Raw genomic sequence first — 24,938 nt, 5'->3', positions numbered from 1 at the left:
CTGGTCAGGCGGTTGGGGCTTGACCGCGGATCGCGTGCGGCAGGAACGCGGTGAAGGCGGTCTGGGTGAAGGCGATGGCCGGTCCCGCCGGCCTCTTCGAGTCGCGGACGGCGATGAAGCCGCGGGTGGGCCGGACGTCGGCGATCTCGACGCACTGCTCGCCGGCGTCGCTGAACGACGACTTGTGCCATTGCGCTTCGGGAAGGTCGGTGGCGTACAGCCTGGTCGTGTCGGTCATGACTTCTCCATGGTGGATTTGATCTTCTCCCGTGAGTCGTCGACGGGGAGTGCTGCGGCCACGATCCGCTCGAAGGCGGCCTCGTAGACCTTCACGTCATCGGTGCCCTCGGCGAAGGACCCACCGCGCAGGGTCTCCAGACTGATCACGGTGGGCCAGGGGTGGGGGAACCTGACGATGTGGAACGGGCCCGCCATCCCGGGGTGAGGGGTGGCGAGTATCGGCATCACCTGGAGGGTGATGGTGGGCAGGTCGGCCATGTCGAGCAGGTGCCGCAGCTGCTCGCGCATCAGCGAGGGGTGGGTCGCTGACCGGTAGTGCAGGGTCGATTCGTGGATGACGGCCCACAGCTTGAGAGGTCCGCCCGGCCTGCTGGTGTCGGTGAGGATGGCCTGGCGCTTCTTGCGCATCTCCACGAGCACGGAGACCTCGGCCGCGGTCCGGGTGATGGCGGTGGCGGTGATGATCTCGCGGGCGTACTGCGGGATCTGCAGCAGGCCCGGAAGCACCTCGGGGCGGTAGATCCGGGTGTCCTCCGCGTCCTCCTCCAGGCCGATGTAGTCCTTGTAGTTGGTCTCGGGCAGGTCGCCGTAGTTGCTCCACCAGCCGACCTTGTTGGCGTCCCGGGCCAGCTCCTCCATCGCGGTGACCACGGTCTCGTCGGTGACCCCGTAGGCCTTCAGGAGCGGCTTGACGTCCTTGATCGGCAGATGGGCCTTGGCGTTCTCGATCCGGTTGATCTTGCTGGCATCCCAGCCGACGGCCTGGGCGGCGCTCTCGGAGGTGTTGAAGCCGGCGTTCTTCCTGAAGGTTCGCAGCGCGCTGCCGAGACGGCGTCTGCGCACGGTCTGCACAAGCGGCGGTGTGGGCACGGGAAGTTGGACCTCTCTGCGGGCTGGCAGGTCGATGCAGGGGGCGGATCTTCCCCTTCCGGGGGTGCGGCTTCCTCTTGCCGGGTCAGTCTGCCCGTCCCGGGGATCGGAAGTCGATCGAACATCCCTCCAATCATTGGGAGTTTGGTTGCAATGGTTGCAGGCATCGCCTCATCGGGTGCATTCTTCCAACGTGACGCCGTGACCAAGTGTCAGCAGATGATCACGCTGAGGTGGTAGGTCGCGGCCCCAGAACGGCCGGGTTCGAGCATGGCCCGGCCCGCTGGCCTCGTGTCCCCGCCCCCGTCGGGGACACGAGGCCACGCACCCCACACCCGCTCCCAACTCGCCGAGGCCACCCATGAGCCAGAGCACCACTCGCACACCCCGCACCCGCCTTCCGGCCTTCACCGCCCGCGCCATACAGGGCCCCCATGCCGACAGGGCCGCCCGGTGACCGGCGCCCTGGCGGAAGATGTGAAAGCAGCCCCCACCGGTCCCCAGCGCTACAGCGACGGCTACTCGCCCCGCGACACCGCCCCGGCACGCGCCCGACGCGACGTCACCCTCTGCCTGCGTACCTGGGGCCTGGATGCCCTGGTCGACGATGCACGGCTGATCGTTTCCGAGCTCGTCGCGAACGCGGTCCAGCACACCGCGTCCCGCCGGATCGGCGTCTCCGTCACCCGGCATCCTGACCACGTGCGGATCGTGGTCACCGACACCAGCCGTACCCTCCCCGCCGCCGCGACCGACACCCCCGAAGACGAGACCGAGTCCGGCCGCGGACTCCAGCTCGTCGACCAGTTCGCCACCCGGTGGGGCAGCAAGCGGTTCCGGACCGGCAAGCAGGTCTGGGCTGAACTCACCACCGGCAAGACGGCGCCATGAGCACCGGTGACTGGGGCGAGTTACACGGCCCCACCGACCTGAGACCGCCCCGGAAGCGCCGGCATGCCCGACCGGACGGGAACGTGGTCGCAGGGCTGCTGCTGACGACAGGCAACGTGCTCGGCCTGGCCGTTCTAGCCCTCTCCTGCGCCCACCAGGCCGACGGCGCCACCCCCGGCCCCTCGATCACCGTTCCGGACCAGGCACCCGCCGAAGCACAGCCGACCCGCAGGCCGGCCAACGACACGGCGCACGCCCTCCCCACCGGACCGGCTGCCCGCACCGCAGAAGCGCGGGCCTGCCGCTGCGGATCCCGCACCCGCCCCACCCTCTGAACTCCGGTGGCAGCGCGGCGCCTCACGGCCCGCGTCGTCACCGGCCAGAACCCCGGCCCGGCACCCCGAACGACAACAACGCCGGACCGGGGCACCGTCCCCGGCTGAACAACCCTGGACAGGTCGAGCAGCCGGGGACGGGTACTACCACGCAACGGTCGGCCAACCTCGCTCCGGCCCCTTGCCCGCAGGCAACCGAGCCTGCACCGTACGGAAGTTCACCGCGTCCGTCCCCTTGACCGGATGGAGGGCCCCTGTGCCTGCCACCACACCGCGTGAATCCCACATCACCACCGACTTAGACGGCATAGCGGCCCTCGCCGCCCGGCACGGCGTGCCCGTCGAGGACGCGCTCCTGATGGCGATCAACCTGCACGGCATCAGATCGCCCCAGAACCGCCACCGCGCCCGGGTCCTGATCCGCCTCGCGTCGGCACCCGCGGTGCCGTGGCAGGTGATCGTCCCGCTCAACGCCAGCACCTCGCCGTTCGACCTCGACGAGGACACCCTCCTCCTGGCCGGAATCCCCATCGCCACCGTCACGCGGATCGACGCGGACGAGGCCGTGGGCGGCTACTTCCGCAACGACGGCCGGGCCGCGACCCTCAACCCCAACGCCCGCAGCCGCTGCGTCGGCTGCGCGTTCTGCCCCAACACCCTGGAAGCCGCCGCCGACCCCCGCCTGTCCGAGCAGCGCGCGGTCCGCGAGCTCCTCGATGCGATGGCCCACCAGCACCCGGCCGGCACCCTGGCCGGGCTGGAGGAGGTCACGGTCTCGACCGGCTGCTTCGAACGCGAACAGGCTGCCGTCGACCACCTCAGCGATCTTCGCGTAGTGCTGACCGAAGCCGGCATCACCGCCCGCATCGGGTTCCTCACCTCCGTACTGCGCACCCAGGCCGCCTTCGACACCCTGGCCCGTACGGCCGGCCCGTTCGTCCTGCGGATGACCGCCGAGTGCTTCACCCGCCGCGACCTGCTGCTGAAGGCCTCCAAAGCCGAGCTCACCAGGAAGGAGATGCCGAGCGTGCTGCGCCGGGCCGTCCGCGCCGGACACGACACCTCGTTCACGTACATCGTCGGCCTCGACGACCTGGCCGCCATGGAGGACGGTGTCCGCGACCTCGCCCCGCACGTGACCGAGTTCCCGAACCTTCAGGTCTACCAGGCCCACAACCGGATCATGGCGGGACTCCGGGCTCCCGGCGCCACCGACCTCGCCTTCTACCTGAAGGCCCGCACCGTCCTGGAGGACATCCTCGGGCCGACCGGGCTGCGCCCCAAGGCCTGGGAGTGCTACCGGCCCCTGTGGCACTTCACCTTCGGCCCCGAACGCCTGGTCACGGCATGACCAGCCACGCCCGCAGGGCGGATCTCCTGTGGCGGGCCCAGGCCTACGTGGCCGCCGCGCAGATCCACCTCCAGGACAACGTGCTGCTGCGTCGGCCGCTCGGTCCGGGGGATGTGAAAGCGCGGCCGGCAGGCCACTGGGGCACCGTGCCCGGGGCGGGGGGGGGGGGGGGGCGCTCCCCCCCCCCCCCCCCCCCCCCCTGCTGTCCGGCACCGGAGACGTCGACGGCACCGCGCTGGTGCCGCTGCTGGGCGCCGGCCACGCCGGAGTGGTGCAGAGCGCCGCGGGCTGGCTCAGCGGCCACCTTGCGGCTGCCCGGCCCCAGTTCACCCGCGACGAGCAGGGGCTGGTGGGCCTGTGCCGGTCCTTCCCCGAGGTGGCCGGCCTCGGCTCCGAGGTCACCCCGGCCCTGCCCGCCGGGGACTTCCTCGGCGGCCGTCTCGGCGGCTGCCTCCCCTTCGCCCAGGGCGCCGCCCTGGCATCGGGCCCCGGCCGGGTGATCGTGCCGGTCCTCGGCGACGGCGAGTGCGAGACCCCGACCACCGCCGCGGCCTGGCTCGCCGCCCACGCCCTGCCCGGCACCCCGGTCCTGCCGGTCGTCCACCTCAACGGCTTCCGCATGGGCGCCCCCAGCCTCCTCGCCGCCCTCGACGGGCGGGCCCTGACCGCGTACGCGGCCGGACTCGGCTGGCACGCCCGCACCGTCACCGTTCCGGACGACGGCCACGAGGCCTTCCACGCCGAGCTGACCCAGGGCGTCGCTGACACCCTGGCCGGACGCCGCACGGTTCTGTTCATGCGGTGCGTCAAAGGCTGGAGCGGGCCCGCCGCCGTCAGCGGGCAGCAGGTCCTCGGCACCGCCCGCGCCCACAAGACCCCGCTCACCCGGGCCGCCACCGACTCCAACCAGACGTACGCGCTAGAGGCGTGGCTGGCCTCGTACCGGCCCGAGGAGCTGTTCACCGACGACGGCCATCCGGGCCCGAGCCTCGCGGCTGCCCTTGCCGCAGCCTCGTGGCCCTGCCTGAAAGCACCCCGCCCTACTCCGGCGCCGCGCGCCACCACTCGCCAGCAGCAGCCCCTCTCGTTCGCCGACGCGGTCGCCACCGTGATCCGCGCCCATGCCCGCGCCGGGGACTTCCGGGTCTTCAGCCCGGACGAGCTCGCCTCCAACCGCCTCTCCGAACTGGCCGGACAACCGTGGACCACCGAGGTCCTTGCCGAGGAGGTCCTGGGCGAGCAGCTCGCCGGCTTCAACGCGGCCGGCGGCCGCGGGGTCCTCATCTCCTACGAAGCCTTCGCCCCGCTCCTGGCCACCGGGATCGTCTCCCTGCTCAAGCAGCAGCGCATGCCCGGCGCCTGCCCGCGGCCGAGCTTCAACCTGCTCCTGACCTCCTACGGCTGGCACAACACCTACACCCACGGCGACCCCTCGCTGACCACGACGCTCCTCGCGCTGGAGGACCCGGCCGTACGCGTGCTGACGCCGGCCGACCCGGCCCGCCTGGCCGCCGTCCTGGACGACGCCTTCACCAGCACGGGCCAGCTCAACGTGATCGTCGCGGGCAAGCACCCGCAGCCGCCGGTACCCGCCGACACGCTCCGAGAGGAGCTGCATCGCGGGGCGGCCCTCTGGCCGCACCTGTCCGACGCCCAGCCGCCGGCCTTGACCGTGGTGGTGTGCGGAGACCTTCCCGCCGCAGTCACCGCCGAAGCGCTGCCCCGCATCCGGGCAGAGCTGGGCGTCGCGGTGCGGGTGGTGTCCGTCCTCGACCTGACCGTGCTCGGCGACCCCGCCGTGTGGCCCGCCGGACTGCGCGCCGACGAACTGGACGACATGCTCGGCCAGGACGCGCCGCTGGTGGTCGTCACCCTCGGACACCCGGCCGCGATCTGGTCCCTCCTGAAGGGCCGGCACGCCCGGCCGATCGAGGTGATCGGCTGGCAGGAGACCGACGGCCCCCGATCCCAGCAAGACACCGCGGCCGAGGCCGGCATGACCGCCGAAGGCCTCCTCGCTGCCGCCGGGCGCGTCCTGAAGGCGAGGTCCCGATGCGACACCTGGTGATCGACTCCTTCGACTTCGCCGATCTCGCCGACCACGCCGGGCCGGGCGACGACACCGTCTTCGTCGCAGTCCGCTCCGGCCGGGCGGCCGGCTGGTACGGGCCCCTCGCCGAGCCCGTCGCCCGCGCGGTCCGCAGCCTGGCGCCCGTCCTCGTCGGCGCCGACGCGACCAACCACGAAGGCCTCCAGGACCGCCTGGCCCGATCTGCGCCTCGCTCCCGGGCGGGATCATGGGCGGTCGGCGCCCTGGACTGCGCGGCCTGGGACCTCCATGCCCGGGCCGAAGGCTGCCCGACCGCCGCGCTGCTGACTGACGAGCCGCTGCGGCACCGGATCACGGCGTACTCGTCCTGGCTGACCCGCGACCTTGCCCACCCCGGCACTGCGAACCTGATTGCCGAGGTCAGCGCGCAGGGCTGGGCCTTCACGAAGTGGGGCCTGCGCGACCGCCCGGGCATCAGCGGGGGAGCGCTTGCCGACCTTCTGCACGCCGCCGCGACAGCCGAGCCCGTCGCGGTCGACGCCGTCGGCACCTGGCCGCCGGCCCTCGCGGCCGAGTTCGCCGCGGCCGCCGACCCGGCGGCGCTGGTCTGGCTGGAGGATCCGGTTCCCACCGACGCCCCCCGCGCCTATGAGCCGCTGCGCACCCTGCCGCTCGCGGTGGGGGAGCGCCTCACCCTGACCGACGACGCGCCTGCTCTCCTCGCCTGGATCCGGCCGGCCGCGCTCACCCTCGACGTCGTCGGCTGCGGCGGGCTCACCGTCGCTCGCCGGATTCTGGCCCGCACCACCACCCCCGTCTTCCCGCACGGCCGCTCCCTGATGCCCGGCCTGCACCTTGCCGCCGCCCGCCCGGACAGGGTCCTGGCCGCTGAGTACCGCCTCCAGTGGGAACCCGGCCGCCAGAACCTCTACGCCCACCCCGTCGAACCCGACCGCGGACACCTCACCCTGCCCACCGTCGCCGGCCTGGGCGCCACCCCGAGGAGCGCACCATGCTGAACCCGCCCCGCACCCTGCCCGTACGCGGCCGCACCGCCCCGGCCACCACCGGCCCGCTCCTGGTGCTTGAGGACCGTCTGGAAGGACACGACACCTTCCTGACCGGCACCCTCACCCTGGACGGCCACGACATCCCGGTGCGGATCACCACCCTCGACCACAGCACCACCCTCCAGCCCACCCAGCCGCTCCCCCACGACCTGCCCGAGCAGTGGTCGGCCACGCTCCAACTGCGCCACGGCCAGCGGCCCCGCGAGATCCCCGACGACCTGCGCACCGCCGCCTCCACGGCCGGGCGCGACCTCGACGCCCTGGACGACGCCGAACTGCGCTACGCCCTGACCTTCCTCGGCGAAGCCACCACCCCCGCCATCCGCACCGACCGCCTGACCGCGATCGTCACCGGCCTGCCCACCCTCGAAGGAGACCCCGAGTGACCCAGCCCGTCAAGCTCATCAGCGTGGACGTCGGCGGCACCATTGGCGAAGCCGACGGCCCCGGCCTGACCATGCAGCTCACCGCCGCCTCCCCCCTGCCCGCCGACCAGGCGCGCGCCGTCATGCGCGGCCGCCTGCACACCCAGCCCGCCATCACCGACGCCCTGGCCGCCGAACTCGCCGACGCCCTCGGCATCGAGCCGGCCGACTTCCCCCGCGACCTGCCCGCCGCGCCGCTCACCCTGTACCCGTACGCCCTCGACGCCCTGCGCGACCTGGCCAGGATCGCGCCGGTGGTCACCCTGTCCAACGTCACCTGTGTGGACGCCGACACCGAGGGCCTTCGTCAACGCCTCGCGCCCTGGGTCACCGGCCTGTTCCCGTCCTGCACCCTCGGCTACGCCAAGCCCGACCCCCGCGCCTTCCTCACCGTCGCCGAACACCACGGCGTGGCACCGGCCGGCATGATTCACATCGGCGACGACTGGACCTGTGACGTCCTGGGCGCCCTCGACGCCGGCGCCGTCCCGGTGTGGATCTCCAAAGACCGGCCCATTCCCGACACACCGCCCACCTTCGGGCGGCAGCATGTCCACGTGGCCGCCACCCTCGCCGACGCGGCCACCCTCATCCGCACCCTCAACAACCCCGAAGGGACCACGTCATGAGCCTGTTCACCGGAACCTCCAGCTACTACCGCCAGTACCGCCCCGGCATCCCCGACGACCTCGCCACCCGCCTCGCCACCTATGCGCCCGACCGCCGGCCGCGCCGCCTGCTGGACGTCGGCACCGGCACCGGGCTCGTCGCCGAAGCCCTCATGCCGTACTTCACCGACGTCATCGCCTGCGACAACGACCCCGACATGATCGCCACCGCCGAAGCGGCGCTCCGTCCCAAGGTCCCGCAGGGCACCACGCTGTCCCTGGTCACCTCCACCGCCGAAGACTTCCGCCCGCCGGCCGACTGGAAGGCAGACCTGGTCACGATCTGCCGAGCCTTCCACTGGCTCGACCAGGCCGGCGTCCTGGCCCTGCTGGACTCCCAGGTCGCCGAGGGCGGCGCGGTGGCCGTGTTCGCCGACCGCAGCTTCTGGGCCGCCGAGAGCGACTGGAAGGCCGCCGTCAAGCAGGTCATCAAGGACTTCCTCGGCGAGGAACGCCGTGCCGGTGGCGGGACCTTCCAGCACCACAACCGCCCCTACAGCGAGATCATGGAGGAGTCGCCGTTCAACCGGGTCGAGGAGTTCACCGTCCCGGTCGCCCGCACCTGGAACACCGCGGGCATCCTCGGCTACCTCTACTCCACCAGCTTCGCCGCCCCCGCCCTCTTCGGCGACCGGCTGGAGGAGTTCGAGACCGCCGTGCAGAAGACGCTGCGCGGGTTCTCCGAGGACGACACCTTCCACGAGAGCAACGAGTTCCTCGTCCGCGTCGGACGGCGCGCCGCATGACCGGCCCCGGCGGCGGTCACCGCCGGCTCGACCGGCTGACCGCCGCCGCCCTCCCCGCCCACGTGCAGACCGCCTCTGTGCTGTGCCTGCCCGTGGGCTCCACCGAGCAGCACGGCCCCCACTTACCGCTCGCCACCGACACCGTCATCGCCGAGGAGTTCACCCGGCAGCTGGTCGCCGCGCACGGCGAGGCCTTCGACCTGTGGCAGCTCCCGGCCGTCCCGTACGGCATAGCCCCCGAGCACGCCTGGGCTCCCGGCACCCTGTCGTTGACCATCACCGAGTTCATCTCCCTCCTGCATACCCTCACCGCCCAACACATGCGGGCAGCGGGCGCCCGCCACCTGGTCCTGGTCAACGGGCACGGCGGAAACCGCGGCGTCCTGTCCGCCCTCGTCTACGAACTGGGCCACGCCCACGACATCAGCGTGTGCGTCCTGCACCCCCTGGCCCTGGCCCACCTCCCCGCCGGCGACCGGCCCGAAATACACGCCGGCCTCCACGAGACCGCACTCATGCTCCACCTCGCACCCGACACGGTCCACCTCGACCAGCTCGCCGACCACCCGCCGCAGGACGCCGACGAGATCCGCCGCCAGGTCACCGACCGGGGCGTGACCTGGCCCTGGACCTCCGGGGACCCGCGCATCGCCGCCGCCGGGGTCATCGGCAACGACCCACGCACCGCAACCCCGGCCCTCGGCGCCCGCCTCCTGGACGAGGCCGTGGCCGCCGCTGTACCCGCTCTGGAAGCCCTCACCGGAAGGAAGAGTCGATGCTCGTGACCGACGACGAGCGCGCCCGGTTCCGGCGCGACGGCATGTTCGTCCGCCCCGGCCTTGCCACAACCGTCCACACCGGCCCTGCCCGCGATCTCATCACCACCTGGTACGCCAAGGACTACGACCCCGACCGGCTGACCGAGTACACCCAGCGCACCTTCGCTCCCGAACACGGCCGGCACCCGGCCCTCCTCGACCTCTACACCGCCACCGGAGCCGCCGACATCGCCCGAGGCCTCCTGACCGACCCGGCCCCGGTCACCACCACCCAGGTCCAGATCCGCATCCCCACCGCCCCGCCGGCCGCCGTCCAGCCGGAGAAGACGATGCACGTGGACGGCGTCGGCTGCCCCCACCTCGACCCCGCCGAACTGCGCACCTTCTCCCTCCTGGTCGGCGTCGTCCTCTCCCCGATCACCCGCCCCGACGCCGGCGCGCTCCACTACGTCCCCGGCGGACACCTGACCATGTCCGACTGGTTCGCCACCGCATGGGCCCGCGGCATCACCGACCAAGTCCCCCCGGACATCGACACCACCGACGGCGAACCGCTCCTCGCCGACGTCGGCGACGTCCTCTTCATGCACCACCTGGTCCCGCACGCCGTCGGCACCAACCACACCACCACGCCCCGGCTCATGGCCTACTTCCGCGTCTCCCACACCCAGCACGCCAGCCGGCGCCTCGACGCACTGCGCGACCCCTGGCTCGACTACCCCACCCTGACCCCCTGACCGGGAAGGACACCACCGTGCAGATCATCCCGACAACCGACATCGACACCGCCGCAGCCGCCATCGAGGCCGGACGCCTCGTCGTCGTCCCCACCGCCCGCTGGTACATGATCTGCGCCGACGCCGCCAACCCCGACGCCTACAAGGCCATACTCGAAGGCAAGCAGCGGCCCAAGAACAAGCCCCTCGCCCTCGTCGTCCCCGACCAGGACCGGGCCCGCGACCTGCTGCACTTCACCCCCGACGCCGAGCGCCTGGCCGCCGCGTTCTGGCCCGGCGACCTCGCCTTGTTCCTGTCCTGGCGCGAACCGGCCGACGCCGCCCGCTACACCGTCGTCGGCTCACCCGCCCTGACCACCCACGCCCCCGGCCCCCTGGGCGCCCTCGCCCGAGCGGTCCCCGGACTGCTCGCGGCCACCACCGTCAACGTCTCCGGCGACGCCGGGCCTGACGACCGAGGTCCAGCCATCACCCTCGCCGAGGTCGAAGAGTTCCTCACCGACGCCGACCTCGACGCCGTCGTCATGGACGGCGGCGTCTGCCCGGCGGCCAACCACCTCACCATCGTCGACTGCGCCGACGACCAGACCCACCTCGTCCGCGCCGGCCTCGTGCACCCGCGGGCCGTCGCCTCCGCCCTCGGCAGGGCCCTACCAACTCCGTGACCGCACTACCCGACGGGCGCCTCCCAGGCAGGGGGGCACCCGTCACCGACCGGACGTGAGCGCCGACAACTCCGCAGCCACCAGCGGATAGGAATCCCGGACGCCAGCTTCGTTGCCGAGCCGGTGCCGCTCCAGACGCAGCGCCCCGAGGTGGCGCACCTCGTACACGTGCCGCCGCCACGCGCCGGCCTCGGTCTCGGCCGTGCGGCGGTAGGAGTCGAAGAACGCCAGGCGGGAGTCCTGCTTGGCCCGGGCCATCCGCATCGTCCAGTCCGCCTCCGGATCCCCCCACCAGGTGCGGTCCATGTCCAGGACACCGCAGATCGTGGGGACCGGGGCGGCCGCGAGCATGGTGTTCACCGTCCAAAGGTCCCCGGTCAGCAGCCGCGGCACCGCAACCTCGTCCAGGACCTCCGCGCCGGCCTGGGCGGCGTCGGCGGCCTTGCGGAGGTCGGCCGCGTCCAGGCCGCAGCTCTCCACGTCCTCGGCGATCAGGTGCAAGGTCGTGACGACGGCCTCGCTCCAACGAGCGTGCCCGGGACCGGTGACCGGACCGAACCAGGGCCCGGAGACCGCGTGGACGGCCGCCGTGATCTCCCCCATCTGCCGGAAGAACGCCCCGTGCGTCTCCTTCGGGTAGGACCTGAGGAGTTCCGGCGCCGGGGTGCCGGGCAGGAAGGACTGGATCATCCAGTCCCGGCTGATGACGGCCTGGGTGAAGTCGACCGCCAGGACCCGCGGCATTAGATCGGCGATCGGAGCGAGCCACGGCACCGACGCGTACTCCGCGCGCATCAACTCCCGCTCGGAGTGGAACTGGCGGCCCGCTTCGGGGGCCACCCGCAGGACGACCGGCTCCCCGCATTCGGTGAGGTCGATGCGGTAGGTGGTGTTGTACATCCCGCCGCCCAGCTCCCTCGCGGAACGTACTTCGGCGCTCGGGCCGAAGGCGCGTCGGATGACCGCCAGGATCTGGCGCTCGGTCAGACCCTGCTGAAAGGCGTTGGCGGACCGCTCGATGACGTGGAATTCCACGGGACTTCCTTCCGGCCGGTGAGGACTCGTCTTAATGAACTCCAGTCACAGGGTGCCGGGCTCCGGGTACGCCGATACGCGCTCCGCCGCGTAGGTGCCGTCCGGCAGCATGGCGTCGGTCAACTCGAACTGCTCCGTCTTGCCTGCGGGGCCGGTCCAGGTGACCCGGATGCCGGCGGGGCGGCTGCTGGGCAGGTGGACGGGCTGGCCGTCGGCGGCCCGGGCTCCGAGCAGGGTGTAGGTGCGAACCGGCCGCACGGCCTCGCTGGCCGTGATGGCCGGGGCCGCGGCGGGGCTGGCCTGGTTCCGGCGTCGGCGGATCCAGCCCCAGGCTGTGGCTCCCGCCAGCAGCGTGAGGCCGCCCAGGGTCTCTGCGGTCCAGCCGGTGAGCACGTCGGTGAGCATGGTGGTGTCCTGTCTCTGTGTGATGACGGGCGGAGCATGAAGAGCCGCGCACTGACGTCGCGTCCTGGGCGGCACAGTGCGGGTTCGGGGGGTTAGCCACGCAACCCCCTTCAGCTCCACGCCATTTGAGCGGACGAGCTCCGAGGTGACCCGGCGGAGGTAGGGGGGCTCTAACGGGGCGCCACCGCTACGTCATGGGGTAGCCCTTTGGCTTCAATTCCGCGGGGAGTCACCGGATGAGGTGAAAGCTCGGTCATAGCCCTGAGAGGCGTCGGTACCTTCCCTGGCATGTCCACTGACACCCCGAGCGCGGCCGATCAGCTGCTGATCGACCACGCGCACCGCCACGGCTTCACCGTGACCGCGAAGATGCTGGAGGGCTGGAGGAGCCGCCGCCTGCTGCCCGGCAATGTCCCCGGCGGAGGCCTGGGACGGGGCAAGGGCAGCACTTCCACCCCGGCGCCCGAGAGCTTCGACCTCGTCCTCGGCCTTGCCCGTCACGCCGGCCGAGGCAAGCGCCCGGCCGACGTGGCACTGCTCCTGTTCGACGAAGAGCTGCCCGTGCCGGAGCAGACGGTACGGGCCGCCTTCACCGCCGCGGTGGACACCCTCACCGTCCCCGGCGACGACGACCCGGACACCGACCCGGACCAACGGCTCGACGACCTCGCCGACCACATCGCCGACGCCGGCCTGACCGTGACCCTGGTCCCCGCCCGGGCCCGGCGGATCGACGAAGGAATCGCCCGCCTCGCCCGCGCCGCCGGACACACCTGGCCTCCGCCCGAGCTCACGGCCCTCGACAAGAACCCCGGCATGCCGACCGCCACACCCAAGGACGCCGCACTGGCCGCCGCCGCCGCGGCCATCAACGGGACGATGTCTCTGGACGACATTGGCGACCTGCTGCGCGCGATGAACCCCACCGCGACGGCCAACCCGATCGCGTCCCTGGTCGAGACCACCCGCAACGACGTTCCCGAGTTCGCCGACGCGGTCCTCACCGAGGACAACCATCTGGCTCTCGGCCCGGTGCGCGATGCCCGCGACCATCTGCGCGACCTGGCCGCCACCGCTCCGCTCCAGGACCTGGCGCGAGCGTGGAAGACGGCCGAGGGCGTACGGCAGTGGGCCCTGGACCTGTGCGGCCGGGTCGAGGAGGAACTCGCCGCCGGGCAGCTGGGCGAGGCGGCCCTGGAGTGGATGAACGGCCGCTACGCGATGGCCGGCCTGGCCGTGCTCAGCACCCTGAAGGAGCGCGACCGGCCCCCCGTCCAGCACGCCCTCGACGCCCTGGTGCTGCTCTACCAGTTCGGGGAGTTCCACCGGCTCGACCAACGCATTCCAGGCTGCCAGTGGCACCTCCTCGCCACCGAGGGGCTGCTGCCGCCACCCGTCCGAGAGCAGCTCCAGGACCTCATCGGCCGGGACGCGCCCCTTGCCGGGTAGGGGGCGATGTCAGACCGGCCTCGTAGCGTCGAAGACGAGGCCCCGGACCGGACGGGACCCCGGAGGACCGAAGGAGCGGGCCATGGGCGAGATCAGCATCGAGCGACAGCACCTTGACCACCTGCTGGCCGACAGCGCGAGCACGTACGGAGCCCCCTACCAGCGGGCCTTCGCCGAGCTCGCCGCAGCGCACCGAGGCCGGCCCGCCGCCGAGATCCTCCCGTTGCTGCGCCGGGCCGCCGACGATGCGCTGCTCGGCTTCACGGACACGGACCTCCGGGAACAGGCGCAGGCGATCAGTACGGGCGAGCCGTACGTCCTGCGTGTCACGGTGGCCTGACCACGACCGTGCCCGCGCCCTGAACTCAGCCGAGCGTTCCCCGCTTTGATGACTAATGTCTGCCCAACTCACTGCAGCTGGTGCGGAGTCCTCCCTAGACTCGACACCATGACGACCCCGCCGGAGCCGAAGCGATCCCCCCTTGTGACCGAGGTCGAGGAGGACGCCATCCGGCGGTGGGCGGAACGTAAGGGGCTGCCGGTGCGGGGACCGCTGGGGCTTCCCCGGGAGACCATCCACTCGTACGGAAGCGCGCTCCATCAGGGCCGCATGAGGACGTACGACTACCCCAAGTACGGGTCGGAGGATGAGATGTCGCCAATCCTCGTCCCGGTCGGACTGCGCGAGCGGTGGGAAGCCAGTAGCAACCCGGGCAAGATCCGCCCAGCCGACCTGGCGGGCAGCTCCAAGCCGTGGCAGCGGTCCATGAAGGGAGTCAGGCCGTAGTGCCTTTCTGCGTACTGACGTCTGCCTTTCGGGGAGGCGCGCCGTTCTGCTGACGGAGGGCTGCTGGTGTCGGTACAGCGTGGGGTGTGCGGTGTCAGTCCTGCCTCGTAGCGTCGATGGCGAGGGTCCGGACCGAACGGGGCACCGAAGGAGCGGGCCATGGGCGAGATCAGCATCGAGCGGAAGCACCTTGACCGCCTGCTGGCCGACAGCGCGAGCACGTACGGAGCCCCCTACCAGCGGGTGCCGGAACAGGCACAGGCGATCAGTACGGGCGAGCCGTACGTCCTGCGCGTCACGGTGGCCTGAGCACGGCTGCGCCTGTCAGACCTCCCACCACGCGGCGGTCAGGCCTTGCGCCGGTCGCGGCCGGTGCGGGCGAGGGCGTCGGCGAGCTGGTCGTGGTTCATCGACGAGCGGCCCGGGATACCGGCCGCGGCCGCCTTCTCGTACAGCTCCGCCTTCGTCAGCGCCATCAGCTCCCGGCCCTTGGCCGGTGTGGAGCGCGCCCGCTTCTTCGCGGCCGGCGCCTTCTTCCCGCCCGCCGCCCGGGAGCCGGGTGAGGCGGCCTTCTCGCCGGTGTCCTTGGGGCTTCTGGCCCGCTCGACGCTGGCACGCAGGGCCTCCATGAGGTCGACGGCACCGGTCGGCTCCGCCGCCGGCTCGGCCTTCTCCACCGTCTCGCCGGAGGCCTTCGCCTGCACCAGGGCCTCGACCTTCTCGCGGAAGGAGTCGTGGAAGGCCTCCGGCTCCCACTCCATGGCCAGGGCGTCGATCAGCTGCATGGCCATCTTCACCTCCGCCGCCGTGGCCTCGACCTTCCCCGGCAGGTCGGGCACCTCGGCGTGCGGATCGCGCAGCTCGTCGGCCCAGTGCAGCGTGTGGAGCGTCAGGAGGCCCTCCGCCTCCTCCGCCTTCAGGGCGACCAGGTACTCCCGCCCGCGCATCACGAAGGTGGCGATGCCGGCCTTGTTCGACTCGGCCAGGGCACGCTCCAGGAGGGCGTACACCTTCCCGTACTGGGATCCCCGGGGCCCGAGGAAGTACGTCTTGTCGAAGAAGACCGGGTCGACGGTGTCCAGGTCGACGAAGCCGGCGACATCGATCGACCGCGACCGGCCGGGAGCGATCTCATCGAGCTCCTGCGGCTCGACGATCACGTACTCGGCTCCGGTGTCGTAGCCCTTCACGATGTCCGCGAGGTCCACCTCGTCGCCGGTGCGCTCGTTCACGCGACGGTTGCGGATCCGGTCCGCGGTCCCGCGCTGCAGCTGGTGGAAGCGGATCGTGTGGCTGTCGGTCGCCGTGTAGAGACCCACCGGCAGGCTGACGAGCCCGAACGCCAAGACCCCCGTCCACACCGGTCTGGCCATCGCCCGCACCACCCTTCACGAGGTACACCAGGGCGTCTATCCACCCTGCGCCCCCTCACCCCCACCGGCAACGCCGGCCCTGGCCCCGAGACGCCGACCCCCCTCCGGCGGGACGGGGAAGCCCTCACCGGGGTTGTCAGGCCCCTTCCACCTCGCCGCGCTCCCGTGTCCAGGAGCGCACGGTGTGCTCGCCCTGGGGCCCGTCCTCGACCAGCTCGATGCGCACCTCGGCTTGGCTGCCGTAGCGGCCGATGAACCCCCGGAACTTCCGCTCGGCGGTCGCTTCGCTGTCCCAGGTGCCGGTGACGGCGGGGGAGGAGGGCGGCCCGAAGCGCAGCCTGACGTGGAACGGCACATGCGGATCATGAGCGGTCCGCGCCCCTGCTGCAAGCTGCGCGAGAACCTGGGCGGCCGCCGTCGCCCAGCTCCCTCACCACCCGCTGCGACACCGGCACGCCCTGTTATCGAAAAGATGTTCCGTCGCGGGCGGTATGCGGGTTACTGTCCCTGCACGCAAGATCCCTTCAGGGGGGAGCACCACATGCACGTCATCGAATCCGAAGCCCGCCCCGGGCGCCCGCCCGGTGTCACCCGCCCGGGCCCGGACGGACTCACCGCCCGGCAGGCGGCCATCGTCGCCTTTATCGAGCAGACCGTCGCTCGCAAGGGCTACCCGCCCTCGATGAGGGAGATCGGCGAGGGCGTCCGCCTGCGCAGCACCTCCTCCGTCGCACACCAGCTGATGGCCCTGGAGCGGAAGGGCTTCCTCTACCGGGACTCGCACCGTCCGCGCGCCTACCGCGTTCGCAGTGACCAGCACGCCGACCTCCCCGACTCCCCGGCTGGCATGACGCCGGAAGCCGTCCAGGTCCCGCTCGTCGGCCGCATCGCGGCCGGCACGCCGACCCTCGCCGAGGAGCTCGTCGAAGACGTGCTGCCGATGCCGCGGCACCTGGTCGGCGAGGGCCAGCTGTTCGCGCTGACGGTGGTCGGCGACAGCATGATCGAGGCCGCCATCTGCGACGGCGACATCGTCACCGTCCGCCGCCAGGACACCGCTGACCACGGCGACATCGTCGCGGCCATGCTGGACGGCGAGGCCACGGTCAAACGGCTACGTTTGGAGAACAGTCATGTCTGGCTCCTGCCGCACAACGCGGCGTACGAGCCGATCCCCGGAGACGAGGCCGTTATCCTCGGCAAGGTAGTCGCCGTCCTGCGCGCGCTCTGAACCAGAGCGCCCCGCCGCCCATGGGACGTCCCCCTCGGCACGGCGTCCCCTGCACGAGCCCGGCACAACGCCGACGCGTACCAGCCCAACGACGGGACCCCGACTTGACCCTGATGCCCGGAGCACGCGTGCCGGGACGGACCTGGACAGTCCGCCTCACCGGCCACCCCGATCACACTGTGTCCGTCACGTGCAGCACCGCCGCGTGCCGGATGCCGCCCCGCTCGAAGGACGCCGCGAGCATGCGCCGCTTCGCCGCCGAGCACATCAAGGCCCACGGCCGTCTCGCCGGCGCCCGCCCCAACGCGGCCTGCAGCTGCGGCAGCGCCCACTGTGCCCTCCACGAAGCCCGCGTCCACTGCTCCGGCAGCAGTCTGCTGGTCCTCGTCCACAACCCGGCCGTCGGCCAGGTCTGGACCCTGGCCGAGGTCTGCCAGACCTGCGCCCGCAACATCCCGCACATCACCATCCTGGCTACGGCGAAGCCAGCCGTCCCCGCCCCGGCCGCTCCCTCCGTGGAGCAGCCGGCGCCGCGCACCGCGGTGCCGGGCGGGTTCTCCTCACCAGAAGCTGCTCCCGACCCCTCACCTGGCCGTCGCCGCCCCCACCGTCCGCATCGCCCGAACCGGGCGCGCGGCTGATCTCGGAACGGCGCGACCGCCGGGCCCGCGAAGCGGCGCCTGCTCCGCGGCCGATGGATGGGCAAGGCGGGGTCAGCTTCGGGTGACGCCGTAGCCGGTGTCGTTGAGGGCGGCTGTCCAGACCTCCCGGTCGAACCACTTCGTGATGTCGGGCTGCATGGCGGTGATGGTGTCCATCCGGGCCTGCCAGTCGGTGCCGGTGGGCCGCTTGTTCTGGCAGCCGGTGCAGCCGTCCTCGCCGTGGATGTGGCCGGCCATCCAGGCGTTGACGGCCACGTTGACGATGACGCTGTAAAGGTCGCCGCCGCTCTCCTCCAGGGCATCGGGCACGCCTCCGAGGATCAGCGCGAGCTCCGGGTTGTCGACCGGCGGCATCGGCGCACGTCCCACCTGGCCGGACGCGCTGCCGTCCTCGGCGCCCTGTCGCTGCTGGGCGATGCTGGCCGCGAGGCCGGCCGGGTCGAAGTACTGCCAGGCGGAACGCTCCTGGATCCCGAGCTGGGTGGCTACGGCGCGGATGTTCTGCTCGATGGTGTCGGCGACCGTACCCGGGCGGACCGTCACCCCGCGGTGGGCCAGCTGGGCCAGCGTCTCCGCGACCGCTTCCTTGAAGGCTTTGGTGTTCCTCATGAACACCATCCTTCAGCAAGCGGGCAAGATCCACTGCGCCCGGTCGGTTCCCGTATCGGAGCCGCGGAGGCCGAGTTGGGGCCGTTCTGTCTCGCCGGGCCGTCAGCCACCGGGTCGGCGGGGCCAGCCCGCGGTGAACGCCCTTAGCCCCTCTCGCTGCCGCTCCTCTTCCGCGATGCAGGCGTTGAGCACGGCCTGATCGACGTGAGGGGCGACCGCGGCGAGGACCAGGCGCTGGAGCTCGGCGGGGTCCAGCGCCTCGACCTCCCACTGGACCGGGTGGCCGACGTCGAGCCCGTAGCGGTCGGCGAATCCGGCCCAGCGCGGGTCGCCGGCCTTCCCCGCGGCCGCCGGCAGGTCGTACTCGCGGACCTGGTCGAGGGTGAGCAGCACGCGCTCGGCGTGGCTCCAGCAGGCGGTGCGGGCCACCCAGTCCCGTTCGATGTCGGCGCCCGACGCGTCGAAGTCGCCGACGTAGAGCAGCACGGCCGGCCTTTCGTCGCGGGCCGTACGCTCGCGCACCACGTGGGCGTAGCTCTGGCTGCCGAATCCGCGGACGACGAGCACGGGGACGCCCGGGCGCGCGAGCCAGCCCGTGAGCTGCGCTCGCAAGGTGTCCTTTTCGCAGGCCACGTATACGGCGGTCGCCTGGCCGGCGGTCCGGTCCAGGGCGAACCAGTCGGGGGCCTCTCGCAGGAATGTGCCAGCGTCGGGCCAGGCCGGTGGAACGTGGACCACGCGGAGCGGGTCGATGAGGTCGGGGAACCGCTCCTCGCGTCGGGCCTGGGCGAGGCGGGCGGACAGGCGGCGGTACGTCGGCGCGGTGTGCGGGATCAACCCCTCGACCACGAGCCGGTAGTACGCCTGTCGGAGGGTGCAGCCGCCGACCTCGTCGTAGCCGGTGACGATGTCGGCAGCACGGGCCACGATCCGCGGCCACTGGAGTCGAGTCACACCGGTACATGTACCCCTTCGACCGGTCGACGGCGTGCTGACCTGACCAGCACGGTCGGACTGGTCACCCCGGCACGCCCCGGCGACCTTTTGCACAACCGTGATCCGAAGCGAGATCCGGGCCGTCGGCGGGAGAACGGTGCACCGGAGGGCGACAGCCGCGCTGCGCGGCTGGCAAGCGGAGACGATCGTGAGGGAAAGCCTGACAGAAAGCGCGGAGTTAGCTTCTCGACGTTGCACGCAGGCGTTTGACCAGCGCATTAGCGCCCGGCAGGCTCATGGATATCCCCCGCCGCCCACTCTGTGAGGAGACTTTCCCATGCCCAGGAAGACCGCGTACACGCTCGTTGTGGAACTCGAACGACAGGAGGGTGCCCCGGTCCCGGTTGCCGAGCTGCTGCACGCGCTCCAGGACGAGCTGGACGGCTTCGAACTCTACGTGGACACCGACAAGGGCGAGGCACACTTCCAGCTCACCGTGGCCGGCGCGCTCACCGCAGAGGACCTGGACAAGCGGGTCTAGCCCCGCCCGAACTGGTCCGCTCTCTCGGAGGCGCGGCCCTCGCACGGTCTAGGGGATGGTGCACTCGAAGTCGCAGTCGCCGTGTTCGAAGTGGCCGCACTTCAACGTGTCGCGGTCCTCGTCCGGCCAAGGAGGGCACGTGTCGCAGAAGTCGCCGTACTTCTCCACCGGGTTTGTCCGGCAACGCTCGCAGAGATTGTTGAAGCACTGGACGCAGATCGTCCTGGACGCGGTGCGTCCGTCTCCCGGGGCGCAGCTGTCAGCACAGCGGGCAAGTCTCATACCTGCATCGTCCCGGCAGGCGCGCCAATCCCCGTCCCGACACGACAGGAAGGCGGCCGGCCGTACAGCAGCGGTCCGTCGGACCAGGACGCCAACTCAGGGTCCGGCGACCACGGACCGGATGCGGTCCAGGTGCTGCATGGTCCCTTCCCGGCCGTACACGGCCACGCAGCGGGCGACGGCGGAGAGAGCGAAGACGGTGGACAGCCGCGCGTCGTCCAGAGGGAGGCGCGGTGCTGCGCCGTCGCCTGCCAGTGCTAGGACCGCCTCGGCGACGGCCGACTCCATGGGCACGCTCTCCAGCCATTCGATGCCCGCGGGCCCCATCACCGCGCGGCGGTACGGGGAGAAGCCGGGGTCGGCGAGGACGGCCTCGGTCAGCAACCCCGAGGTCTGCTGGCGCATGTAGGCGGCGGTGGTCGGGCACGCGGTGCCCGCCGCCGCAGCGGCCGCGATGGCTTCCGGGTCCGCGGCGAGGTATCCGCGCATCAGGTCCAGGGCGGCCGTTTCGCCGGCGATCTGCTCCGTGCTGGTGGTCATACCTGTCCAACGACGCACCGGCGCCGTGGGCGCGGCCACGGGGGCCGCCGGCTCCCCGCGTCCGGGAACGGACCGGCGGCTGCTCGCCTCCCCCGATTCCGCTGCAGATTGAGCCGGTTGAAGGGTCTGACCAGCCCTGATTGTGAGCGATGCATGGTATAGTTGTCTTGTTGGTCGGCGGTGGCAGCCGGTCAACAAGCCGAATCCGCATCTCACTCTCCAGGGAGAGCCATGACCACGTCCGAAACGCAGGTCGCTACCACCACGGCAGCAAAGAAGGAGGAAAAGGAGCCCGTAAAGCCGACCGCTAACTTCGCGGGAATCCACGCGGAGATCATCGACGCTCTGAATTTCGCTGAATTCGGAATTGCCCCGAAGGCGCAGCCGCCCGCGCAGCGCGGAGTGCTGGTCGAGACCGGCGGCAACCGCGTCGTCTTCAGCTCCTACGACTTCGACACCGCGGTGTCGGTCACGGTCCCGGCCGCCACACCCGCCGGGAAGGGCTCCTCGCTCCTCGACTTCCCGGAGCTGAAGAAGACGCTCGCGGCCATGGTCGCCGGGGAGACGAAGGCGGTGGCCGCCCAGACCCGCGTCTCGCTCGCCGGAGACCTGCTGGCCACCGAGCACCTGACGGTGCCCATCACCACGCACGACATCCACTCGTACACCCAGCCGCTGGAGGCCGTGCCTGCCATGGCCACCATGGACGCGCGTGCCTTCCTCGCCCAGCTCAACCGCGTACTGCCCACGGCGGGGACCGACGACACGCTGCCCGTGCTCACCTGCATCCAGGTCACGCTGGACAAGGAGACGCTCACCATGGCCGCCACGGACCGCTACCGCTTCGCCGTCGCGGAGGTCCCCGTCGCCGCCACCGTGCAGCCGCCGGAGAAGCCGCTGACCGTGCTCATCCCGGCCGCCACCCTCTCCGCCCTGGCCAAGCGGCTGAAGACGCACGAAGGCCCCGTGGGCATCGGACTCCTCACCGCCGATCGCGCCGAAGGGGAGCCCATGGTCATCCTGCCCACCGCCCGCGCCACGCTGTCGCTGGGCGCCATCACCATCACGATGCGCTCACTGGACGGCAGTCTCCCCAAGTACGGGAAGTTGTTCCCCAAGGCGTGCGAGACGTCGGTCCGGCTCGACCGCGCCACGACCGTCCGCGCCGTCAAGAAGGCCCAGGGAGTCCTGGCCGCCAAGGGTCTCAAGGACGTCCCCGTCATCTTGGCCTGGGACACCGACGGCAACCTCACGCTCGCCCCTCTGCTGGACACGGCCGAAGGGGATGCCCGTACCAAGGGCATGCCCATCCCGACGGCCACCACCCACGGCACCGGCGAAGGTCTGCGCGGTGGCCGCGGCGCCTTCAAGCCGAGCTTCCTGCTGGACGTGCTCGGCACGTTCACCGGCGACACCCTCACCCTGCACCTGGGCGAGATGAAGGACGGACAGGTCGGCAAGCCCGCACTCTTCACCGAGGGCCCCGAAATGGCTGGCCAGGGCTACAGGCACCTGTTGATGCCCGTCCGCCTCTCCTGATCGAACAACCGCGGGGGTGGGGCGCGCAGCCCCACCCCCGCCCCCGGCGGGGAGTGGCACCCCGCCGACCCGAACACACCCACAGGAGGTACCCCCATGGCCTTGATGCTCGACTGGCGAGGAACCCCGATCACGCACCACGCCCACGTCCTCTTCCCCCGGAAGTGGGGCCGCAGCGCCCACTCGACCGAGATGGTGGAAGGCGTCGTCCACAGCTTCCACCCCACCGGACGGATCACCGTCGACGTCCTTCGAACCTCCCGTCCGCGCGAGACCGGAGGAACCGGCCGCACCCGCTACGCGGTCCCGGCCCACAGCGTGACGGTCGTGCCCGCTCCGGCCGGTCTGCCCGCCGAAGACACGGGTGACGCCGGACCGAGCCCAACCCCCCAAGCGCCCGCCCCCGCCGCGCCCCTTGAACTCCTGACGGTCGACGGAACGCAGTACGGGCCCTACCCCGGACAACCCACCACGGCGTCGCGATCCCCGTACGGCGCCTACCTGTTCACCGGCGAGACCGCGCAGCGCATCGTCGAAGACCTGCACCGGGACAACTGCGGTCTCACCGCTGCGTTCGAGTACGACGGCACGCTCACGTTCACCTGGGACGCGGCCTACCGGGACGAGCCCGGCGCCGAGAGCGTCACTCCGGACGCCCAGGGTCGCTACGCGATCGGCGGGCTCTGGCCCTGGGACATCTGGCCCGAGACCGGAGGGGCGACGCCCCAGCCCTGACGCTCCACCCGACGCGGCCCAGGCCCCTGCCCGTGGAAGGACTCGTCGCGGTCCACCGCGGGACGGGCCCCCGGACCGGGGCGCGTCCAGCACGGACCGGCGGCCCGCAGGCGGCCGGGACGGCGCCCCGTCCGCGATAGCCGGCGCACTTCCATCGTCCGCCGTACGGGCCGCCCAGGACCCGGGACCCAGGCCTGCGGGCGAGACCGCCGCCAAGGGCGGCGTCGGCCCGGAACATGCCGCACCGAGCCGGCGCTCTCCGGCCTGTCCGACCGGCTCCGGCTTCACCCACAGGAGTGAATTCATCCCTCGCGTACACGGGCGGGTATCTGGCGGTGCACCCACAACTGCCAGTCAAACATGGGCCATTGACAGCAAATGGGATCTTTCGCAATCTTTCGGGCGTGGCTCCAGACGGAGCCCGGAGAGGAGTTCGTGATGGGCAAGCAGCGCGAGTTCTACGACGAGCAGGCGGCAGCCGGGAGGCTCGGAGTCCCGATCGCCGCCTGGCGGTGGGCGGCAGGGTCCGGACTGGTCCCGCCGGCGGACGCGGGGCCGGGGCAGTGGTCGCGGGCAACGGTCGACGCAGCGGACGCGGAAGGCGTCCGCGCCGCCCTGCGCGGGCCGATGGGCGCAGGGCAGGCGGCGGACCGGCTGACCGAGGCCCTGGGCGACCCGCTGCCGCGGTGCCGGCCCCGGGTCACGGCCGCAGCGGTCGGCCACCTGGTGAAGGCCGGCCTGCTGATCTGGCTCGGAGGGGACGCGGCGTGCCCCGACGTCCACCCGGACCAGCTGGCCGCCCTCGCCCGACGCCGCGACCTGCCTGCGCTGCTCGACCGCCACGTCCCCCTGGGCCCGGACCAGGCCGCGGTCCGGCTTGGGGTGCGCCGCGTCGATTACGACCAGGTCGTCCGACTCGGATGGATCTCCCCGGTGACCTCCGTGACGATCGACTACAAGTCCCACGGCGGCTGGACCACGGTCCCCCTGTACTCGGGGGTCGATCTCGCCCTGCTCCCCGTCCTGCGGCCCGGAGTCGACTGGGAGGCGCTGCGCACCGTGGCCGCGGGCCGCCGCTCGCCGCTCGCGGGCCTGGCGCCGGTCACCCCGGGGCGGGACGTGGTGCTGCTGGCGGAGGTGGCGCGGATCGCCCGGGTGGGTCGCGCGGCGGTGGTGAACTGGCGCCGGAGGCACGCCGACTTCCCGGACCCGGTGAGCGGGACGGACGTGCACCCGCAGTTCGACCGCCGCGCGGTGGCCACCTGGCTCCTCGACCACGACAAGATCGAGATCCCTTCCCAGGTCCCGCCGGCCATGCTGCTCCTGGACGGCGCCGAAGGCCCGATCAGGCTCCGCCTCGACGGCCCGCGGCTGCTCCTGGCGGACAACGCCGAGGAGGAGGATCAGCTGTCGGGCTGGACCACTGACGCCGACGCCGACGCGCTGGCCGCGCTGACGGCCGGAACGCTCGGAGGATCGCTGCGCAGGCTGACCGCGCCGGGTGCGGATCCACTGGCGGTACCCGGCGAGGTGCGGGTGATCGACCGGTTCCGGACCGGATCGGGCGGGCTGAAGGTGACCCTGGCGTGGCCGGCCGCCCTCCGGGGCGCCGCCTCGGACCGGCAGGCGGGCGGAGTGGTTCGCCACGGGCTGGCGTACGCGGGACCGGGGGAGGCCTGCGCCTGCCAGCGCCACGACTGCGGCGGCGTCGTCCCGGTCAACTGGTGCCAGGAGCACGGTACGTCCGCCGAGCCGGTGCTGGAGTGGCACCCGGGCGGCGGAATCCGGTGCGCGGATCTGGCCCGGCGCCGAACGGCTGTCGCGGCAGGTGCCGTATCCGAGTGAACCGAGAGCGGGTGCCCATGATGAGCTGATCAGGCAGCGGGGGGGGGGGGGGGGGGGGCCCCCCCCGCCCCCCCCCGCCCCCCCCCCCCCCCCCCCCTCCCCCAGGAGGGAGGGTGCTACTCCTCCCTCCCCCACCCTACCT

The 24,938-nt window shown here is 72.0% G+C and carries 30 protein-coding genes and 1 pseudogene; 22 read left to right on the top strand and 9 right to left on the bottom strand.

Translation table 11 applies throughout. The annotated features are described in order from the left end of the window. Positions 1-4: 4 nt before the first annotated feature. Positions 5-238: a DUF397 domain-containing protein gene (locus AC07A6_RS16075; RefSeq protein ID WP_478777482.1), complete on the bottom strand. Its 234-nt coding sequence runs from the start codon at positions 236-238 to the stop codon at positions 5-7. Continuing rightward, complete coding sequence (locus AC07A6_RS16070; protein ID WP_478777481.1) at positions 235-1,083, bottom strand: helix-turn-helix domain-containing protein; 849 nt, start codon at positions 1,081-1,083, stop codon at positions 235-237. The genes AC07A6_RS16075 and AC07A6_RS16070 overlap by 4 nt, the downstream gene beginning before the upstream one ends. Before the next feature lie 480 nt (positions 1,084-1,563). On the opposite strand from AC07A6_RS16070, the gene AC07A6_RS16065 reads away from it, so the two are divergent. The 12 genes and pseudogenes from AC07A6_RS16065 (at position 1,564) to AC07A6_RS16010 (ending at position 10,827) form a co-directional block, all read left to right on the top strand. Further along, positions 1,564-2,001 carry an ATP-binding protein gene (locus AC07A6_RS16065; protein ID WP_478777480.1) on the top strand — a complete coding sequence of 146 codons (438 nt, stop codon included), beginning with the start codon at positions 1,564-1,566 and terminating at the stop codon, positions 1,999-2,001. An 83-nt stretch (positions 2,002-2,084) separates the two neighbouring features. Next, positions 2,085-2,336 carry a hypothetical protein gene (locus AC07A6_RS16060; RefSeq protein ID WP_478777479.1) on the top strand — a complete coding sequence of 84 codons (252 nt, stop codon included), beginning with the start codon at positions 2,085-2,087 and terminating at the stop codon, positions 2,334-2,336. Positions 2,337-2,592: 256 nt separating this feature from the next. Then, complete coding sequence (locus AC07A6_RS16055; RefSeq protein ID WP_478777478.1) at positions 2,593-3,687, top strand: hypothetical protein; 1,095 nt, start codon at positions 2,593-2,595, stop codon at positions 3,685-3,687. Further along, positions 3,684-3,785 (top strand): annotated as a pseudogene (locus AC07A6_RS16050) (hypothetical protein); the annotation flags it as partial. The gene AC07A6_RS16055 and the pseudogene AC07A6_RS16050, both read left to right, overlap by 4 nt. Before the next feature lie 140 nt (positions 3,786-3,925). Further along, entirely contained in the window at positions 3,926-5,755 is a 1,830-nt protein-coding gene (locus AC07A6_RS16045) for a phosphoketolase family protein (protein WP_478777477.1), read from the top strand. Continuing rightward, entirely contained in the window at positions 5,740-6,756 is a 1,017-nt protein-coding gene (locus AC07A6_RS16040; RefSeq protein ID WP_478777476.1) for an enolase C-terminal domain-like protein, read from the top strand. Before AC07A6_RS16045 ends, AC07A6_RS16040 begins: the two co-directional genes overlap by 16 nt. Continuing rightward, on the top strand, positions 6,750-7,193 hold the full coding sequence (locus tag AC07A6_RS16035; protein WP_478777475.1) for a hypothetical protein: 444 nt from the start codon (positions 6,750-6,752) through the stop codon (positions 7,191-7,193). The genes AC07A6_RS16040 and AC07A6_RS16035 overlap by 7 nt, the downstream gene beginning before the upstream one ends. Further along, entirely contained in the window at positions 7,190-7,861 is a 672-nt protein-coding gene (locus AC07A6_RS16030; RefSeq protein WP_478777474.1) for an HAD family hydrolase, read from the top strand. Before AC07A6_RS16035 ends, AC07A6_RS16030 begins: the two co-directional genes overlap by 4 nt. Next, entirely contained in the window at positions 7,858-8,646 is a 789-nt protein-coding gene (locus tag AC07A6_RS16025) for a class I SAM-dependent methyltransferase (RefSeq protein ID WP_478777473.1), read from the top strand. The genes AC07A6_RS16030 and AC07A6_RS16025 overlap by 4 nt, the downstream gene beginning before the upstream one ends. Further along, a complete protein-coding gene (locus AC07A6_RS16020; RefSeq protein ID WP_478777472.1) occupies positions 8,643-9,431 on the top strand; it encodes a creatininase family protein in 789 nt (262 codons plus the stop codon). The genes AC07A6_RS16025 and AC07A6_RS16020 overlap by 4 nt, the downstream gene beginning before the upstream one ends. Then, the gene (locus AC07A6_RS16015; protein WP_478777471.1) at positions 9,422-10,162 is read left to right on the top strand and encodes a phytanoyl-CoA dioxygenase family protein; all 741 of its coding nucleotides are present in this window, start codon (positions 9,422-9,424) and stop codon (positions 10,160-10,162) included. The genes AC07A6_RS16020 and AC07A6_RS16015 overlap by 10 nt, the downstream gene beginning before the upstream one ends. A gap of 17 nt (positions 10,163-10,179) precedes the next feature. Beyond that, positions 10,180-10,827 (top strand): L-threonylcarbamoyladenylate synthase, encoded by a 648-nt coding sequence (locus AC07A6_RS16010; protein ID WP_478777470.1) that lies wholly within the window; start codon positions 10,180-10,182, stop codon positions 10,825-10,827. A gap of 42 nt (positions 10,828-10,869) precedes the next feature. Here AC07A6_RS16010 and AC07A6_RS16005 read toward each other — a convergent pair whose 3' ends face one another. Beyond that, positions 10,870-11,862, bottom strand: a complete 993-nt coding sequence (locus AC07A6_RS16005; protein WP_478777469.1) for a phosphotransferase family protein — start codon at positions 11,860-11,862, stop codon at positions 10,870-10,872. Between the two features lie 45 nt (positions 11,863-11,907). Continuing rightward, positions 11,908-12,267 carry a hypothetical protein gene (locus AC07A6_RS16000; RefSeq protein WP_478777468.1) on the bottom strand — a complete coding sequence of 120 codons (360 nt, stop codon included), beginning with the start codon at positions 12,265-12,267 and terminating at the stop codon, positions 11,908-11,910. Positions 12,268-12,555: 288 nt separating this feature from the next. On the opposite strand from AC07A6_RS16000, the gene AC07A6_RS15995 reads away from it, so the two are divergent. The 4 genes from AC07A6_RS15995 to AC07A6_RS15980 all read left to right on the top strand — a co-directional run bounded on the left by AC07A6_RS15995 (position 12,556) and on the right by AC07A6_RS15980 (position 14,812). Continuing rightward, complete coding sequence (locus AC07A6_RS15995; RefSeq protein WP_478777467.1) at positions 12,556-13,716, top strand: hypothetical protein; 1,161 nt, start codon at positions 12,556-12,558, stop codon at positions 13,714-13,716. Between the two features lie 82 nt (positions 13,717-13,798). Continuing rightward, the gene (locus AC07A6_RS15990) at positions 13,799-14,056 is read left to right on the top strand and encodes a hypothetical protein (RefSeq protein ID WP_469528308.1); all 258 of its coding nucleotides are present in this window, start codon (positions 13,799-13,801) and stop codon (positions 14,054-14,056) included. Positions 14,057-14,326: 270 nt separating this feature from the next. Beyond that, entirely contained in the window at positions 14,327-14,503 is a 177-nt protein-coding gene (locus AC07A6_RS15985; protein WP_478777466.1) for a hypothetical protein, read from the top strand. A 159-nt stretch (positions 14,504-14,662) separates the two neighbouring features. After that, the gene (locus AC07A6_RS15980) at positions 14,663-14,812 is read left to right on the top strand and encodes a hypothetical protein (protein ID WP_478777465.1); all 150 of its coding nucleotides are present in this window, start codon (positions 14,663-14,665) and stop codon (positions 14,810-14,812) included. Positions 14,813-14,850: 38 nt separating this feature from the next. On the opposite strand, the gene ku is transcribed toward AC07A6_RS15980, so the two are convergent. Together ku and AC07A6_RS15970 are read right to left on the bottom strand one after the other, a co-directional pair. Beyond that, entirely contained in the window at positions 14,851-15,876 is a 1,026-nt protein-coding gene (gene ku / locus AC07A6_RS15975; RefSeq protein WP_478777464.1) for a non-homologous end joining protein Ku, read from the bottom strand. Positions 15,877-16,012: 136 nt separating this feature from the next. Further along, a complete protein-coding gene (locus tag AC07A6_RS15970; protein WP_478777463.1) occupies positions 16,013-16,231 on the bottom strand; it encodes a hypothetical protein in 219 nt (72 codons plus the stop codon). 186 nt (positions 16,232-16,417) lie between these two features. Here AC07A6_RS15970 and lexA point away from each other — a divergent pair, with 186 nt between their 5' ends. Continuing rightward, positions 16,418-17,107, top strand: a complete 690-nt coding sequence (gene lexA / locus AC07A6_RS15965; RefSeq protein WP_478777462.1) for a transcriptional repressor LexA — start codon at positions 16,418-16,420, stop codon at positions 17,105-17,107. Positions 17,108-17,286: 179 nt separating this feature from the next. Next, the gene (locus tag AC07A6_RS15960) at positions 17,287-17,748 is read left to right on the top strand and encodes a hypothetical protein (RefSeq protein ID WP_478777461.1); all 462 of its coding nucleotides are present in this window, start codon (positions 17,287-17,289) and stop codon (positions 17,746-17,748) included. Between the two features lie 72 nt (positions 17,749-17,820). Here the strand turns inward: AC07A6_RS15960 and AC07A6_RS15955 are convergent, their stop codons facing one another. Both AC07A6_RS15955 and AC07A6_RS15950 read right to left on the bottom strand, forming a co-directional pair. After that, positions 17,821-18,378, bottom strand: coding sequence for a hypothetical protein (locus AC07A6_RS15955; protein ID WP_478777460.1), 558 nt, complete (start codon positions 18,376-18,378; stop codon positions 17,821-17,823). Positions 18,379-18,480: 102 nt separating this feature from the next. Further along, on the bottom strand, positions 18,481-19,332 hold the full coding sequence (locus tag AC07A6_RS15950) for a hypothetical protein (RefSeq protein ID WP_478777459.1): 852 nt from the start codon (positions 19,330-19,332) through the stop codon (positions 18,481-18,483). A 319-nt stretch (positions 19,333-19,651) separates the two neighbouring features. Here AC07A6_RS15950 and AC07A6_RS15945 point away from each other — a divergent pair, with 319 nt between their 5' ends. After that, entirely contained in the window at positions 19,652-19,855 is a 204-nt protein-coding gene (locus AC07A6_RS15945) for a hypothetical protein (RefSeq protein WP_470594467.1), read from the top strand. A 378-nt stretch (positions 19,856-20,233) separates the two neighbouring features. Here the strand turns inward: AC07A6_RS15945 and AC07A6_RS15940 are convergent, their stop codons facing one another. After that, the gene (locus AC07A6_RS15940; RefSeq protein ID WP_478777458.1) at positions 20,234-20,677 is read right to left on the bottom strand and encodes a hypothetical protein; all 444 of its coding nucleotides are present in this window, start codon (positions 20,675-20,677) and stop codon (positions 20,234-20,236) included. A gap of 231 nt (positions 20,678-20,908) precedes the next feature. On the opposite strand from AC07A6_RS15940, the gene AC07A6_RS15935 reads away from it, so the two are divergent. The 3 genes from AC07A6_RS15935 (at position 20,909) to AC07A6_RS15925 (ending at position 24,796) form a co-directional block, all read left to right on the top strand. Then, a complete protein-coding gene (locus AC07A6_RS15935) occupies positions 20,909-22,216 on the top strand; it encodes a DNA polymerase III subunit beta family protein (RefSeq protein ID WP_478777457.1) in 1,308 nt (435 codons plus the stop codon). Between the two features lie 96 nt (positions 22,217-22,312). Then, on the top strand, positions 22,313-22,951 hold the full coding sequence (locus AC07A6_RS15930) for a hypothetical protein (RefSeq protein WP_478777456.1): 639 nt from the start codon (positions 22,313-22,315) through the stop codon (positions 22,949-22,951). 438 nt (positions 22,952-23,389) lie between these two features. Further along, on the top strand, positions 23,390-24,796 hold the full coding sequence (locus AC07A6_RS15925; RefSeq protein WP_478777455.1) for a hypothetical protein: 1,407 nt from the start codon (positions 23,390-23,392) through the stop codon (positions 24,794-24,796). Positions 24,797-24,938: the final 142 nt, after the last annotated feature.

It is taken from the genome of Streptomyces sp. NPDC044002 (assembly GCF_056434525.1).
The sequence above is the reverse complement of the archived record's forward strand: the minus strand, read 5'-3'. Positions and strand labels throughout refer to the sequence as shown.

Excerpts from the sequence above, each read along its gene's own strand:
- AC07A6_RS16075 (WP_478777482.1), bottom strand. The coding sequence starts at position 238 with ATGACCGACACGACCAGGCTGTACGCCACCGACCTTCCCGAAGCGCAA.
- AC07A6_RS16040 (WP_478777476.1), top strand. The coding sequence starts at position 5,740 with ATGCGACACCTGGTGATCGACTCCTTCGACTTCGCCGATCTCGCCGAC.
- AC07A6_RS16035 (WP_478777475.1), top strand. The coding sequence starts at position 6,750 with ATGCTGAACCCGCCCCGCACCCTGCCCGTACGCGGCCGCACCGCCCCG.
- AC07A6_RS16025 (WP_478777473.1), top strand. The coding sequence starts at position 7,858 with ATGAGCCTGTTCACCGGAACCTCCAGCTACTACCGCCAGTACCGCCCC.
- AC07A6_RS16020 (WP_478777472.1), top strand. The coding sequence starts at position 8,643 with ATGACCGGCCCCGGCGGCGGTCACCGCCGGCTCGACCGGCTGACCGCC.
- AC07A6_RS16015 (WP_478777471.1), top strand. The coding sequence starts at position 9,422 with ATGCTCGTGACCGACGACGAGCGCGCCCGGTTCCGGCGCGACGGCATG.
- AC07A6_RS16000 (WP_478777468.1), bottom strand. The coding sequence starts at position 12,267 with ATGCTCACCGACGTGCTCACCGGCTGGACCGCAGAGACCCTGGGCGGC.
- AC07A6_RS15995 (WP_478777467.1), top strand. The coding sequence starts at position 12,556 with ATGTCCACTGACACCCCGAGCGCGGCCGATCAGCTGCTGATCGACCAC.
- AC07A6_RS15990 (WP_469528308.1), top strand. The coding sequence starts at position 13,799 with ATGGGCGAGATCAGCATCGAGCGACAGCACCTTGACCACCTGCTGGCC.
- AC07A6_RS15985 (WP_478777466.1), top strand. The coding sequence starts at position 14,327 with ATGAGGACGTACGACTACCCCAAGTACGGGTCGGAGGATGAGATGTCG.
- AC07A6_RS15980 (WP_478777465.1), top strand. The coding sequence starts at position 14,663 with ATGGGCGAGATCAGCATCGAGCGGAAGCACCTTGACCGCCTGCTGGCC.
- ku (WP_478777464.1), bottom strand. The coding sequence starts at position 15,876 with ATGGCCAGACCGGTGTGGACGGGGGTCTTGGCGTTCGGGCTCGTCAGC.
- lexA (WP_478777462.1), top strand. The coding sequence starts at position 16,418 with ATGCACGTCATCGAATCCGAAGCCCGCCCCGGGCGCCCGCCCGGTGTC.
- AC07A6_RS15955 (WP_478777460.1), bottom strand. The coding sequence starts at position 18,378 with ATGAGGAACACCAAAGCCTTCAAGGAAGCGGTCGCGGAGACGCTGGCC.
- AC07A6_RS15945 (WP_470594467.1), top strand. The coding sequence starts at position 19,652 with ATGCCCAGGAAGACCGCGTACACGCTCGTTGTGGAACTCGAACGACAG.
- AC07A6_RS15940 (WP_478777458.1), bottom strand. The coding sequence starts at position 20,677 with ATGACCACCAGCACGGAGCAGATCGCCGGCGAAACGGCCGCCCTGGAC.
- AC07A6_RS15935 (WP_478777457.1), top strand. The coding sequence starts at position 20,909 with ATGACCACGTCCGAAACGCAGGTCGCTACCACCACGGCAGCAAAGAAG.
- AC07A6_RS15930 (WP_478777456.1), top strand. The coding sequence starts at position 22,313 with ATGGCCTTGATGCTCGACTGGCGAGGAACCCCGATCACGCACCACGCC.
- AC07A6_RS15925 (WP_478777455.1), top strand. The coding sequence starts at position 23,390 with ATGGGCAAGCAGCGCGAGTTCTACGACGAGCAGGCGGCAGCCGGGAGG.